The following is a 12,481-nucleotide window of genomic DNA, read 5'->3' as shown; positions in this document are numbered from 1 at the left end:
TTCACCGATGGCATTCTGTCAGTTGATGAACAAGTCAACTGACACTCCGCTATCGGGAGCAAGCCCCCTCCCACATTGGGTCCTGTGGTTATGCCGATAGGTAGGTGTTAGATGACTCAGCCAGTAAAGATGACCGTCGAAGCAGGCCTTGCCGCCGAGCAAGCCTTGTTGGCTGCCGTTTGTGCTGGTGACCAGGAGTTCGGCCTGCTGTTCTGGCAACCCAGTGATCAAGCCTTGGTGATGCCGCGTCGTCTGAGTCGGTTGCCGGCATTCGAAGCCGCCAGCCAAGTCTCGGCTGATTACGGTTGGCCGGTGTTGCTGCGTGAGACCGGTGGCGAACCGGTGCCGCAGTCCAGCGCTACGGTCAATATCGCCCTGGTCTACGCTCCGCCGCGCAGTGAAGGCGATCAAGGCCGCATCGAAACCGGTTACCAGCGCCTATGCCAGCCGATCTGCGATTTACTCATCGAGTTGGGCGGCGATGCCTCCGTCGGGGAAATCGAAGGTGCATTCTGCGACGGTCGTTACAACGTCAACCTGAACGGGCGCAAAATGGTCGGTACAGCCCAGCGCTGGCGGCAAAGCGGTGGCCGCCCGGTAGGGTTGGTGCACGGTGCGTTGTTGCTGGATAACGATCGCGAAGAACTGATCGCGGCGGTCAATCGCTTCAACGAAGCCTGCGGTCTGGAGCAACGGGTTCGTGCCGACAGCCATATCGCCTTGCACGAAGCTTTCCCCGCGCCGGATGCCATCAGCCGATTGGATACCTTGTACCGTCAGATGCTGGCCAGCTTCCTGCCGGGTTAGCGAGTACCGAACACCACCATTGTCTTGCCTCTGACGTGCACCAGGTTGCGCTCTTCCAGGTCCTTGAGCACGCGGCCGACCATCTCTCGTGAACAGCCGACAATTCGCCCGATTTCTTGACGGGTGATCTTGATTTGCATGCCGTCGGGATGAGTCATTGCATCGGGCTGTTTGCACAGCTCCAGCAGGCAACGGGCCACGCGACCGGTAACGTCGAAGAATGCCAAGTCTCCGACCTTGCGCGTGGTGTCACGCAGGCGCTGGGCGATCTGACCGCTGAGTGCGTAGAGAATGTCGGGATCGTGTTGAGCCAGCTCGCGAAATTTGGTGTAACTGATCTCGGCCACTTCGCACTCGACCTTGGCCCGCACCCAGGCGCTACGCTCCTGTTCCTTGCCGGCTTGCTCAAACAGCCCCAGTTCCCCGAAGAAATCCCCCGTGTTCAGGTAGGCGATGATCATCTCGCGGCCGTCTTCATCCTCGATCAGAATGGTGACTGAGCCCTTGATAATGAAGAACAACGTTTCGGAGCGCTCGCCGGCGCAGATGATGTTGTGCTTGGCCGGGTAACGTCGGCGCTGGCAATGCATCAGCAGCTTGTCGAGATTCTTAATCTTGGGTATGGGCGTCAGAGCAACCATGGTTGTATCCCGAAAGGCAGCGCGAGGTGGTTGGAATTGTTGTACTCGGCGGTATCGGCATTGATACACGCTTTATAAAGGGTGGCAATGCGCCACTCATTTGGCGTCAGCTTAACAGACACATTCTGACTCGATTAGCCAATTTACCGAGCAAGCCCCGTTATTGATCACATAGATGGGAAACGCTGTCGCGCTCAGGCCCTGTGCTAAGCTGGCGACCCTTTTTTAGCAGTGGAGTCTGGGCGATGAAGGCACGCATCCAATGGGCGGGCGAAGCCATGTTCCTCGGTGAGTCGGGCAGTGGCCATGTAGTGGTCATGGATGGCCCGCCTGAAGCCGGTGGCCGCAACCTGGGCGTACGTCCGATGGAAATGCTCCTGCTGGGCGTGGGCGGTTGCAGCAATTTCGACGTGGTCAGCATCCTGAAAAAATCCCGACAGGCTGTGGAAAGCTGTGAAGCCTTCCTGGAAGCCGAGCGCGCCACTGAAGATCCCAAGGTGTTCACCAAGATCCATATGCACTTCGTGGTGAAGGGCCGAGGGCTGAAGGAGGCTCAGGTCAAGCGCGCCATCGAGCTGTCGGCAGAGAAGTACTGCTCGGCGTCGATCATGCTCGGTGCGGCCGGCGTGGCCATTACCCATGACTACGAGATTATCGAGTTGGGTTAATCGCCGATTGGCAAAAGAAAAGGGCGCTTTGAAAGCGCCCTTTTTTTCGGCTGCAGGTTTGCTCAGACGCGGTAGGTGCTTTTGGTCATGACCTTGGCAAGTAGGCTCATGCCGAAACGCACTGGCGCCGGGAAGCGGAAACCGCCTGCATCCAGTGCGCTTTCAGCGTGGTGTTCTTCATCGATACGCATCTGCTCAAGAATGGCCCGGGATTTTTCGTCTTCGGCCGGCAATTGTTCCAGGTGTTCATCCAAGTGCTTGCACACTTGATGTTCAGTCGCGGCGACAAAACCGAGGCTGACCTTGTCACTGATCAAGCCAGCAGCAGCGCCGATGCCGAACGACAAACCGTAAAACAGTGGATTCAGCACGCTGGGATGGCTACCCAGTTGACGGATGCGTTGCTCGCACCAGGCCAGGTGGTCGATTTCTTCCTCGGCCGCGTGCTCCATGGCCGCGCGTACCTGCGGCAGCTTGGCAGTCAGTGCCTGGCCTTGGTAAAGCGCCTGGGCACAGACTTCGCCGGTATGGTTGATGCGCATCAGGCCGGCGACATGACGAGTGTCGGTCTCGCTCATCTGCGCGTCAGGTTGCACGATGGCGGGCGACGGACGGTACGGTTGGCCACTGAAGGGCAGGAGTGTGCGCATGGCCGTGTCGGCTTGCAGCAATAGGCGATCAATCGGCGAGTAGTGACGTTGGGTAGTCATGCTGACCTCCGGGAAGAATCTCGGCGGCCAGTTTACCGCAAGAGATGGGCAAGCGTTTGCCCTGAGTCAATTTGCCTTTGTGGCGAGGGAGCTTGCTGCCGTCCGGCTGCGTCGCAGTCGCAAACTCCCCAATAATCCTCAGCCCGGTGGCCAGTTCATCTGGCGCTGACCCAGCACGTGCATATGGATGTGATAGACAGTCTGTCCGCCATCCTCATTGCAGTTCATTACTACGCGAAACCCTTTCTCGCAGCCTTGTTCCACGGCGAGGCGCTGGGCGGTAAACAGAATGTGCCCGGCCAGGGATTTGTCATCTTCCGTGAGGTCATTGAGGGTGCGGATAGGCTTCTTCGGGATCACCAGAAAATGCACTGGTGCCTGCGGGGCAATATCGTGAAAAGCGAGGACTTGATCATCTTCGTAGATGATCTTCGCGGGTATTTCTCTGTTGATGATCTTGGTGAACAGAGTATCCACAGCTGTTTCTCCATTATGAGCGTGCAGGGGTGAGTGTACCCACGCGGTCAGCGTGGGCAATAGGCCTTGTTGATGGCACCGGCTATTTTGCGCGTCAGCCAGCGCGGGCTTAGACGTGGGCTGAAGGCCAGCCAGCGATTACGGCGGCCGGGGATGATGATGGCTTTGTTCTTTTCCAATGCGCGTACGGTGTAGAGCGCGACCTCTTCCGGGCTCATCAGTTGTTCGCTGCGATCAAGCTTGGCGGTGTCCATTTGCGCGGTACCGAAGAACGCAGTGCGTGTCGGGCCAGGGCAAAGGACCGATACCTTGATGCCGCAGGTCTTCAGTTCTTCGCGCAAACCCTCGGAGAAATGCAACACATAGGCCTTGCTGGCGTAGTAACTGCTCATCCACGGACCGGGTTGAAACGCGGCAATCGACGCAACGTTAAGAATTTGTCCGCCGCCCTGCAGCGCCATGGTATTGCCCAGGGCGTGACACATGCGGGTGAGGGCGAGGATGTTGACTTCAATAAGGTCTTGCTCGGTCATCCAGTCCTGGGCCAGGAATGGTCCGCTTGTGCCGATGCCGGCGCAGTTGACCAGCAAATCAATCTGCCGCTCGCCTTCTTCAAGCTCCAACAGGAATCCGGACAAGCGCAGCGGCTCGCCCAGGTCGCAGGCACGAAACAGCACCTCGACGCCGAAGCGCTGAGTCAATTCGATTGCAATGCTTTCCAACTGATCACGCTGGCGGGCCACCAGAATCAAGCTGCGGCCACGACGTGCCAGGGCTTCTGCCAAGGCAAGGCCAATGCCGCTGGAGGCACCGGTGATCAGAGCGTAACGGGTCATGCCTTTCTCCATCGCAACGCCCCCATCAATGATGGAGGCATCACGGATGGGGGCGTTTCTTTACTGTTCTTCTGCAGAGTCTACAGGTTCGGCCGCTTCGTCAGCACTTTGGGCGTCTTCTTCATCAACGATGACGCTTTGATCGGCGTCTTCATCGGATGTGATGGAGCTGCTTTCGTAGCTGCTGTCGACGTTGGATTCGAGTTGGTCCAGGTAGCCGTTCATGCCCAGCGACACGACGAGGATGAGCATCAGAGGAATGAATGCCAGCCACAGAGAGGCCAGAACCTTTACCGCAGTGGAGTTACGCGGTGGCGGTGCGCCGTATTGGTTGGCACCCGAGTTACCTGGCACTACCAGCAGCAACAGCGGGAAAATGCTGTTTACCAGCGGCACGAGGTTCAGCAGGTACAGCCAGCCAGACCAGCCCAGGTCGTGCAAGCGCTGGACCCCGATTTGCACACTCACGACTACAACCGCAACGAACAGCGCTAAACCGAGCAGCGAGCCAACAATGATGGCTATCGTCGGTGACGCGGTCGCGATGGCGAAGCCTACAGTACTAAGTATGCCTGCTGCGACGAGCATTGCGACGGTCAGTACCAGCGTCCATGCCAGATACCGCAGACGGCCAATACGGCCATTGATCGTGAAGATCTTGAGATCGGCGTATTCAGGGTGGCTGTCACCCACGGCAGCACGCGGAGGCGCGTACGGTGAAGCGGCTGGGCGAGAGAAGTCTGTTGCACCAGAACTCGTCTCGTGTGTTTCGGCAAGGCTGAAGGCTACGGGCTGTTCGGCCTCGATGCGCGCGTCGACGCCAGCGTTCTTCAGAGCGGTGAGGTAGGTTTCGGCGTCGGGGCGTGACAGGTCGCGTTTTAGTGCAACCGGGCGACCGGTGAAGAGTTTCTCGATGTCCTCGACGGTGCTTTTGAACAGCTCAGCCAGGTTCAGCTTGGCCGTGGTGCTTTCGACACCCGGGAGCAAGGCTCCATCAAAAACAATCTTGAAGCGGTTGTCGCTCATGCGGGCTTCCTTGTCACTTATTCAGGTGGGGGTGCGGGCCTGCTCAATTGGCAGGCCTGTCGGTTGGGTCAGCGTGGCCAGCGCAATTGTGCGGCCTGCTCGCGCGCCTTGCGGTATTCGGCATCGAGGCGGGCAACGAGTTCATCGACGCTGGGCAAATCATTAATCTCACCGACGCCTTGGCCGGCGGACCATACGGTCTTCCATGCTTTGGCTTCGTCGCTCAGCGGTTTGAGCTTGGAACCGAAGTTGACTTCGCCTTTGCCTTGCAGGGCAGCGAGGTCGAACCCGGCATTTTCCAGGCTTTGGCGCATAAAGCTAGCGGGAACGCCGGAGACTGCGGGAGTGTGCACGATGTCGGCGGCGCGCGATGTGAGCAGCATCTCTTTATAGGCATCTGGGGCGTGGCTTTCGGCGGTACCGATGAAGCGCGTGCCGAAATATGCCAGGTCTGCGCCCAGTAACTGGGCGGCGAGGATTTCGTGTCCATGATTGAGGCACCCGGCCAGCAGCAGGGTTTTGTCGAAGAACTGTCGAATCTCGGCAATCAGCGAGAACGGGCTCCAGGTGCCGGCATGGCCACCGGCACCGGCAGCCACAGCAATCAGGCCATCTACACCGGCTTCAGCGGCTTTTTCGGCATGGCGCCGGGTGGTGACATCGTGGAACACCAGCCCGCCGTAGCTGTGCACGGCATCTACCAACTCTTTCACCGCGCCCAAACTGGTGATCACGATCGGCACCTTGTGCTCAACGCAGATCGCCAGATCCGCCTCCAGGCGCGGGTTACTGTTGTGCACGATAAGGTTGACGGCGTACGGCGCTGGATTGTCCAACTGCGCAAGGCCCGCTTCGATTTCCTCCAGCCAGGCTTTGAAGCCACTGCTCTCGCGCTGGTTGAGCGCAGGGAAGCTCCCGACCACGCCATTGCGGCAGCAGGCCAGGACCAGTTGTGGATTGGAAATCAGGAACATCGGCGCAGCCACCACGGGCAGGCGCAGACGTTGTTCAAGCAGAGCGGGCAGCGACATTGGAGGTACCCCGAGTAATTGAAGTTAGAACGGTTTGACTACGACCAAAATTACGATAGCCAGCAATATCAGAACCGGGACTTCATTGAACCAGCGATAAAAGACATGGCTGCGGGTGTTTTCGCCACGGGCGAAACGTTTTACCTGTGCGCCGCACATGTGGTGATAGCCGATCAACAGTACAACGAGGGTCAGCTTGGCATGGATCCAGCCGCCGGACTGAAAGATGCCGGGGTTGAGGGCAATCAGCCAGATGCCGAATGCCAGGGAGGCAATCATCGCCGGGCCCATGATGCCGCGGTACAACTTGCGCTCCATGATGCTGAAGCGCTCCTTGCTGACGGTGTCCTCGCTTTGGGCGTGGTAGACGAACAGGCGCGGCAGGTAGAACAGCCCGGCAAACCAGCAGACGATGCTGATGATGTGGAAGGCTTTGACCCATAGATAAAGCATTTTTAGTTATTCCCAGGTTCACGGTAGCGAAGATAGTAGTGGCTCATGCGCCCATACGTCACGTTGACGGTTGTCGCAGGGCGATACGGCCCCTATTATCGACGGCTTTCCAGTGGTTCGTTGAGGGCAGGTTTATGGTCAAGGTCGGTATCGTCGGCGGCACGGGTTACACCGGTGTCGAATTGCTGCGTCTGTTGGCTCAGCATCCGCAAGCTGAGGTGGTGGTCATCACCTCTCGATCCGAGGCAGGCCTGGCCGTGGCCGATATGTATCCGAACCTGCGAGGCCACTACGACGGCTTGGCGTTCAGTGTTCCGGACATCAAGACCCTTGGCGCCTGCGACGTGGTCTTCTTCGCCACGCCACATGGTGTTGCCCATGCGCTGGCCGGTGAGTTGCTGGCAGCTGGCACCAAGGTCATTGACCTGTCGGCGGACTTCCGTCTGCAGGACGCCGATGAATGGGCCAAGTGGTACGGTCAGCCACACGGCGCGCCGGAGTTGTTGGAAGAGGCGGTGTACGGCCTGCCTGAAGTCAATCGTGAGCAAATCAAGCAGGCTCGCCTGATCGCGGTGCCGGGTTGCTACCCAACCGCTACGCAGTTGGGCTTTCTGCCGTTGCTTGAAGCTGGGTTGGCGGATGCGTCGCGCTTGATTGCAGACTGCAAGTCTGGCGTCAGCGGTGCAGGCCGTGGTGCTGCGGTAGGGTCGCTGTACTCCGAGACTTCGGAAAGCATGAAGGCCTATGCGGTAAAAGGGCATCGCCACCTGCCGGAAATCCGCCAGGGCCTGCGCCGTGCTGCCGGTAAGGATGTGGGCTTGACCTTTGTGCCACACCTGACGCCAATGATCCGTGGTATCCACTCCACGCTATACGCAATCGTGGTCGATCGTTCGGTAGACCTGCAGGCGTTGTTTGAAAAGCGCTACGCGAATGAGCCGTTCGTCGACGTAATGCCGGCGGGCAGCCACCCGGAAACCCGTAGCGTGCGTGGCGCCAACGTGTGCCGGATTGCTGTGCACCGTCCGCAGGACGGCGACCTGGTGGTCGTGCTGTCGGTGATAGATAACCTGGTCAAGGGCGCGTCGGGCCAGGCTGTGCAGAACATGAACATCCTATTCGGCTTGGATGAGAAGTTGGGCTTGTCCCATGCCGGCATGCTGCCTTAAGGCGGTTTGTTGATTGCGCAAAAGGCCCGTTGATCGGGCCTTTTGTATTTCTAATGGCGGCGATGCAGATTGATATACCGTAACAATAGTTGACCGATTTTCTAGGAGAAGCGGATAATGCCCGCCATTACGCATATGGCGGCTCTACGCCGGGAGATTATCAGCATGAGCGTTGAATCCTTCACCCCCACGGCTTTGCAATTCACCCACGGTGCTGCGCACAAGGTGAAGAGCCTGGTCGATGAAGAGGGTAATGATCGCTTGAAGCTGCGCGTATTCGTTACGGGCGGCGGTTGTTCAGGGTTTCAGTACGGCTTTACCTTCGATGAAGATGTGGCTGACGATGACACTATCGTTGAGCGCGAGGGCGTGAGCCTAGTTGTAGACCCGATGAGTTTCCAGTACTTGGCGGGCGCCGAGGTGGATTATCAGGAAGGTCTGGAGGGTTCGCGTTTCGTGATCAAGAACCCTAATGCCACCACTACATGTGGTTGCGGGTCTTCGTTCTCGATCTGATCGAGAGTGGATACAAAAACGCCGCTTGGCTTTCATGGGCCACGCGGCGTTTTGCTGTCTGCGGATTAGTCAGGCGGGGTAGATTGCGCCCAGTAACCGCAGTCCGCGCGCGCCAGTGACGCTGGGGCGGTTGGCGGCAATGCCTTCCAGGCAGCAATGGGCCAGCCAGGCGAAGGCCATGGCTTCGACCCAGTCGGGGTCTACGCCGTGAGTGGCTGTGCTGCTGACCTGGGTGGATGGCAGCAGGGCGGCCAGTCGCTTCATCATTGCGGTGTTATGGGCGCCGCCGCCACAGATCAAGAGCGTTTCTGTCTGCGATTGTGCGGTTTGCAGGGACTCAACGATGGTCAGGGCGGTCAGTTCCAGCAAGCTGGCCTGCACGTTCTGGGGTTCGAAGGCTGGCAGGCGGCTAAGGTGCTGTTGCAACCATCCCAGGTTGAACACTTCTCGGCCGGTGCTTTTTGGGCCTTTTGTCAGGAAAAACGGGTCGCCGAGCAGAGCGTTGAGCAACTGAGGTTCTACTTTGCCGCTGGCTGCCCACTGGCCGTCGCGATCAAAGTGTTCGCCGCGTTGTAGATGAATCCAGGCATCCAACAGGACATTGCCCGGGCCGCAGTCGAAGCCGGCTACAGGTTTGCCGGTCTCAATCAGGCTGAGGTTGCTGAAACCGCCTATATTCAACACCGCACGGTTGCCGGTGCTTTCGCCAAACAATGCTTCATGAAACGCAGGGACGAGCGGTGCACCCTGGCCGCCGGCGGCTACATCGCGGCTGCGAAAGTCGCTGACCACGGTGATGCCCGTCAGCTCAGTGAGCAAGGCCGGGTTTCCGATCTGCACCGTAAAACCTCGGGCGGGTTCGTGGCGGATAGTCTGACCATGGCTGCCGATCGCGCGGATGTCTTGAGGCTTGAGGTTTTGCTGGTCGAGCAGTGTGTGAATGCCTTGAGCGGCGAGGGTAACCCAATGCTGCTGGGCGATCGCTGAACGGGCAATCTCATCCGGGCCGCTAGCGCACAGGCTTAGCAGCTCTGCGCGCAGGGTGTCCGGCATCGGAGTGTAGTGGGTGGCGATCAGATTGACCGCTGCACCTTGTTCGATCAGGGCGATATCCAGGCCGTCGAGGCTGGTTCCGGACATCACACCTATATAGAACGGCATGACTTAACGCTTCGCCGAAGCCAGAAGTGTGGAACGCTCCTGGTCCATACGTGCCATCAGGGGCTGGCTTTGTTGCATGAAGCGCGCGCGCTCTGCTTTGGCGATTGGGTCGGCCATCGGCAGTTTCTGGCCCAGTGGATCAACGTGTACGCCATTGACCTGGAACTCGTAGTGCAAATGCGGTCCGGTGGAGAGGCCGGTAGTGCCGATATAGCCGATCACCTGACCTTGCTTCACATTACCGCCCGTCTTCACGCCCTTTGCGAAGCCTTGCATGTGGCCATACAAGGTTCGGTAGGTGTTGCCGTGCTGAATGATCACCGTGTTGCCGTAACCGCCGCGACGGCCGGCCAGCAGGACCTTGCCGTCTCCCGCTGCCTTGATAGGCGTACCACGAGGAGCTGCGTAGTCGACGCCCTTGTGTGCGCGGATTTTGTTCAGGATTGGATGCTTGCGCCCCATGGAGAAACGCGAGCTGATGCGAGCGAAGTCCACTGGGGTGCGGATGAAGGCTTTGCGCATGCTATTGCCATCAGCCGTGTAGTAGCTGCTATTGCCTTGCTTGTTGGTGTAGCGCACAGCGGTGTAGGTCTTGCCGCGGTTGGTGAAGCGTGCAGAGAGAATATTGCCAGTGCCGACCACTTTGCCGTTGGCGACTTTCTGCTCGTAGATCACGTCGAATTCGTCACCTTGGCGGATGTCTTGGGCGAAGTCGATGTCGTAGCCAAATACGCTGGCCATGTCCATGGTCATGCTATGCGACAACCCCGCGCGCGCAGCGGATTGCGACAGCGAGCTGTTGATCACGCCGTGAACGTAGGCGGAGCGCATCACTGGTTTGGTGGTGATGCGATTGAAAGCGAAACCTTTAGCGCCCTTAGTCAGGGAGATGCTTTCGAGGTCGCTGACGTTGCTGTGCAGGTTGTTCAACTGGCCGTCAGGCGTCAATTCGAACTCAAGCTTCTGGCCGTGTTTCAGTTGGGTGAACTGCTTGGCTTGTTTGTCGCTGGCCAGCACGTCGTTAACGGTGGCGGCAGGAAGACCAACCTTCTCGAAAAGGGTAGAAAGCGTATCGCCTTTTGCGACGATCACTTCGCGGTGCTGAGGATTCTTAGCTGCGTCTGCGACTGGCTTTTGCAGTTCCTTTGCCGCTTGCTGGGTATCTTCGGGCGTGTTTTCTATCTGGGCAAACGGCGATTCAGATGGGGCATTTGTGGCTTGTTGAGCGTCGGAAGCGTCTTGATCTTGTGTCAGTTGTTCAACTGGACTCTCCAAGTCGAGGCTCAGGGATGTTCGTTTGGCTTCTACGTCACTGGAAGGGAATACCAGGAGTGCCAGGCTAAGAAGGGCGGCGATACCACTTGCGGCGAGCAGGTGGGTCTTCGGGTAAAGCGGCGGCGCTTTAGACGGTTCAGTGGTCATAGGTAATTTGACTTTGAAGATGAAATGGAAAAGATGAATGACATGATGAAGATGAAATAACTGTATAAAATATAACCAAATCATCTGTGGCGCAAGCTCGCGAATGCTGGGCTTGCTGAACGGTGTCCGTGCGCAGGGCAAAACTTGTAATTAGTCCCTGATCTTGTATGGTTGGTTCCCTTTTGAATCTGAGCCTTGCGGGTCTGTTATGAAGTCGGTTGAAGAGCAGCTAGCGCTGATAAAACGTGGTGCGGAAGAACTGTTGGTTGAGGCCGAGCTGATCGAAAAGCTCAAGCGTGGCCAACCCCTGCGTATTAAGGCTGGTTTCGATCCGACAGCGCCGGACCTGCACCTGGGTCACACCGTGCTTATTAATAAGCTACGTCAGTTCCAGGAGCTGGGGCATCAGGTCATCTTCCTTATAGGTGACTTCACTGGGATGATCGGCGACCCGAGTGGCAAAAGCGCTACGCGCCCGCCGCTGACCCGCGAGCAGGTTCTCGACAACGCCGAGACCTACAAGACCCAAGTATTCAAGATTCTTGATCCGGCTAAGACCGAGGTGGCGTTCAACTCCACCTGGATGGATCAGATGGGGCCGGCCGACTTTATTCGTCTGACATCTCAGTACACCGTTGCGCGAATGCTTGAGCGCGACGACTTCGATAAGCGCTACTCCACCAATCAGCCGATCGCTATTCATGAGTTCCTGTATCCGCTAGTCCAGGGTTATGACTCGGTGGCGCTGCGTGCCGATGTGGAGCTGGGTGGTACCGACCAGAAGTTCAATCTGCTGATGGGGCGTGAGCTCCAGCGTGCGTATGGGCAAGAGGCTCAGTGCATTCTGACCATGCCATTGCTGGAAGGGTTGGATGGCGTCAAGAAGATGTCCAAGTCTCTGGGTAACTATGTAGGTATCCAAGAGGCGCCAGGCGTGATGTACGGCAAGCTGGTTTCCATTCCTGATGCGCTGATGTGGCGTTACTTTGAGCTGTTGAGCTTCCGCTCGATGGACGAGATCAATGCGTTGCGTGCTGATGTCGAGGCGGGTGCCAACCCGCGTGATGTGAAAATCAAGCTGGCAGAGGAGATTGTTGCTCGGTTCCATGGTGAAGAGGCAGCGGCCAGTGCTCACCGCGCGGCGGGCAACCGCATGAAAGATGGCGAGTTGCCGGATGATCTGCCTGAGGTTGAGCTGACTGCTGCTGAGGCGATGCCGATTGCGGCCGTTCTTAATAAGGCGGGCTTGGTGAAAAACTCCGCTGTGGCTCGTGACCTTCTGGGTTCGGGTGGTGTGCGTATAGATGGCGAGGTGGTAGATCGCACCTTTATATATGAGCTCGGAGCGACCCACGTTTGTCAGGCGGGGAAGAAGGCCTTTGCACGCATTACGCTGAAATCTGAATAAGGCTGAAATTAAGTGTTGACGGCGAATTATATCTGTCTATAATTCGCCCCACTTCCGGCGCAGTCGAAACGGAAAACTCCTTGATAAACAATGAGTTGCGCAGTTTTCGGCGGTAAGTTGCTTCAGTTCATCGAAGCCGAAAGGAAGTTGAAAAAG

The 12,481-nt window shown here is 57.8% G+C and carries 14 protein-coding genes; 5 read left to right on the top strand and 9 right to left on the bottom strand.

What is annotated here, in order from left to right; genetic code table 11:
- Positions 1 to 111 precede the first annotated feature (111 nt).
- The gene (locus AOA61_RS00680) at positions 112 to 807 is read left to right on the top strand and encodes a lipoate--protein ligase family protein (protein ID WP_032883833.1); all 696 of its coding nucleotides are present in this window, start codon (positions 112 to 114) and stop codon (positions 805 to 807) included.
- Here the strand turns inward: AOA61_RS00680 and crp are convergent.
- A complete protein-coding gene (gene crp / locus AOA61_RS00675) occupies positions 804 to 1,448 on the bottom strand; it encodes a cAMP-activated global transcriptional regulator CRP (protein ID WP_095185034.1) in 645 nt (214 codons plus the stop codon). The two genes, AOA61_RS00680 and crp, sit on opposite strands and share 4 nt — an antisense overlap.
- 245 nt (positions 1,449 to 1,693) lie before the next feature.
- Between crp and AOA61_RS00670 the strand changes: the two genes are divergently transcribed.
- Positions 1,694 to 2,116 carry an OsmC family protein gene (locus AOA61_RS00670; protein ID WP_003176451.1) on the top strand — a complete coding sequence of 141 codons (423 nt, stop codon included), beginning with the start codon at positions 1,694 to 1,696 and terminating at the stop codon, positions 2,114 to 2,116.
- Between the two features lie 62 nt (positions 2,117 to 2,178).
- Here the strand turns inward: AOA61_RS00670 and coq7 are convergent, their stop codons facing one another.
- From coq7 to hemJ, 6 genes are all read right to left on the bottom strand, one after another.
- Positions 2,179 to 2,826 carry a 2-polyprenyl-3-methyl-6-methoxy-1,4-benzoquinone monooxygenase gene (gene coq7 / locus AOA61_RS00665; RefSeq protein ID WP_032883831.1) on the bottom strand — a complete coding sequence of 216 codons (648 nt, stop codon included), beginning with the start codon at positions 2,824 to 2,826 and terminating at the stop codon, positions 2,179 to 2,181.
- A gap of 138 nt (positions 2,827 to 2,964) precedes the next feature.
- Positions 2,965 to 3,303, bottom strand: coding sequence for a histidine triad nucleotide-binding protein (locus AOA61_RS00660; protein WP_032883829.1), 339 nt, complete (start codon positions 3,301 to 3,303; stop codon positions 2,965 to 2,967).
- Between the two features lie 47 nt (positions 3,304 to 3,350).
- The gene (locus AOA61_RS00655) at positions 3,351 to 4,139 is read right to left on the bottom strand and encodes an SDR family oxidoreductase (protein ID WP_032883828.1); all 789 of its coding nucleotides are present in this window, start codon (positions 4,137 to 4,139) and stop codon (positions 3,351 to 3,353) included.
- A 60-nt stretch (positions 4,140 to 4,199) separates the two neighbouring features.
- The gene (locus AOA61_RS00650; RefSeq protein WP_032883827.1) at positions 4,200 to 5,165 is read right to left on the bottom strand and encodes a DUF805 domain-containing protein; all 966 of its coding nucleotides are present in this window, start codon (positions 5,163 to 5,165) and stop codon (positions 4,200 to 4,202) included.
- Positions 5,166 to 5,233: 68 nt separating this feature from the next.
- A complete protein-coding gene (locus tag AOA61_RS00645) occupies positions 5,234 to 6,196 on the bottom strand; it encodes a nitronate monooxygenase family protein (RefSeq protein ID WP_099600893.1) in 963 nt (320 codons plus the stop codon).
- Positions 6,197 to 6,220: 24 nt separating this feature from the next.
- A complete protein-coding gene (gene hemJ / locus AOA61_RS00640; protein WP_032883825.1) occupies positions 6,221 to 6,649 on the bottom strand; it encodes a protoporphyrinogen oxidase HemJ in 429 nt (142 codons plus the stop codon).
- Positions 6,650 to 6,783: 134 nt separating this feature from the next.
- Between hemJ and argC the strand changes: the two genes are divergently transcribed.
- Complete coding sequence (gene argC, locus AOA61_RS00635) at positions 6,784 to 7,818, top strand: N-acetyl-gamma-glutamyl-phosphate reductase (protein WP_099600892.1); 1,035 nt, start codon at positions 6,784 to 6,786, stop codon at positions 7,816 to 7,818.
- Positions 7,819 to 7,983: 165 nt separating this feature from the next.
- Positions 7,984 to 8,334 carry an iron-sulfur cluster insertion protein ErpA gene (gene erpA / locus AOA61_RS00630; RefSeq protein ID WP_003176443.1) on the top strand — a complete coding sequence of 117 codons (351 nt, stop codon included), beginning with the start codon at positions 7,984 to 7,986 and terminating at the stop codon, positions 8,332 to 8,334.
- Positions 8,335 to 8,403: 69 nt separating this feature from the next.
- On the opposite strand, the gene AOA61_RS00625 is transcribed toward erpA, so the two are convergent.
- Both AOA61_RS00625 and AOA61_RS00620 read right to left on the bottom strand, forming a co-directional pair.
- On the bottom strand, positions 8,404 to 9,495 hold the full coding sequence (locus AOA61_RS00625; protein ID WP_099600891.1) for an anhydro-N-acetylmuramic acid kinase: 1,092 nt from the start codon (positions 9,493 to 9,495) through the stop codon (positions 8,404 to 8,406).
- A gap of 3 nt (positions 9,496 to 9,498) precedes the next feature.
- Positions 9,499 to 10,917 (bottom strand): peptidoglycan DD-metalloendopeptidase family protein, encoded by a 1,419-nt coding sequence (locus AOA61_RS00620; protein ID WP_095185031.1) that lies wholly within the window; start codon positions 10,915 to 10,917, stop codon positions 9,499 to 9,501.
- A 208-nt stretch (positions 10,918 to 11,125) separates the two neighbouring features.
- Here AOA61_RS00620 and tyrS point away from each other — a divergent pair, with 208 nt between their 5' ends.
- Positions 11,126 to 12,325: a tyrosine--tRNA ligase gene (tyrS, locus tag AOA61_RS00615; protein ID WP_017739632.1), complete on the top strand. Its 1,200-nt coding sequence runs from the start codon at positions 11,126 to 11,128 to the stop codon at positions 12,323 to 12,325.
- Positions 12,326 to 12,481 lie beyond the last annotated feature (156 nt).

Source organism: Pseudomonas sp. 2995-1 (assembly GCF_002742505.1).
In the GTDB taxonomy this organism is placed as follows: domain Bacteria; phylum Pseudomonadota; class Gammaproteobacteria; order Pseudomonadales; family Pseudomonadaceae; genus Aquipseudomonas; species Aquipseudomonas sivasensis.
Note: the sequence above shows the minus strand (reverse complement) of the source record. Positions and strands in the feature narration are given on the sequence as shown.

What these genes read in the sequence shown, in the direction of transcription:
- AOA61_RS00645 (WP_099600893.1), bottom strand. Translation starts at nt 6,196, where the DNA reads ATGTCGCTGCCCGCTCTGCTTGAACAACGTCTGCGCCTGCCCGTGGTG.
- AOA61_RS00620 (WP_095185031.1), bottom strand. Translation starts at nt 10,917, where the DNA reads ATGACCACTGAACCGTCTAAAGCGCCGCCGCTTTACCCGAAGACCCAC.
- AOA61_RS00680 (WP_032883833.1), top strand. Translation starts at nt 112, where the DNA reads ATGACTCAGCCAGTAAAGATGACCGTCGAAGCAGGCCTTGCCGCCGAG.
- AOA61_RS00650 (WP_032883827.1), bottom strand. Translation starts at nt 5,165, where the DNA reads ATGAGCGACAACCGCTTCAAGATTGTTTTTGATGGAGCCTTGCTCCCG.
- AOA61_RS00670 (WP_003176451.1), top strand. Translation starts at nt 1,694, where the DNA reads ATGAAGGCACGCATCCAATGGGCGGGCGAAGCCATGTTCCTCGGTGAG.
- erpA (WP_003176443.1), top strand. Translation starts at nt 7,984, where the DNA reads ATGAGCGTTGAATCCTTCACCCCCACGGCTTTGCAATTCACCCACGGT.
- crp (WP_095185034.1), bottom strand. Translation starts at nt 1,448, where the DNA reads ATGGTTGCTCTGACGCCCATACCCAAGATTAAGAATCTCGACAAGCTG.
- AOA61_RS00655 (WP_032883828.1), bottom strand. Translation starts at nt 4,139, where the DNA reads ATGACCCGTTACGCTCTGATCACCGGTGCCTCCAGCGGCATTGGCCTT.
- hemJ (WP_032883825.1), bottom strand. Translation starts at nt 6,649, where the DNA reads ATGCTTTATCTATGGGTCAAAGCCTTCCACATCATCAGCATCGTCTGC.
- argC (WP_099600892.1), top strand. Translation starts at nt 6,784, where the DNA reads ATGGTCAAGGTCGGTATCGTCGGCGGCACGGGTTACACCGGTGTCGAA.
- tyrS (WP_017739632.1), top strand. Translation starts at nt 11,126, where the DNA reads ATGAAGTCGGTTGAAGAGCAGCTAGCGCTGATAAAACGTGGTGCGGAA.
- AOA61_RS00625 (WP_099600891.1), bottom strand. Translation starts at nt 9,495, where the DNA reads ATGCCGTTCTATATAGGTGTGATGTCCGGAACCAGCCTCGACGGCCTG.
- coq7 (WP_032883831.1), bottom strand. Translation starts at nt 2,826, where the DNA reads ATGACTACCCAACGTCACTACTCGCCGATTGATCGCCTATTGCTGCAA.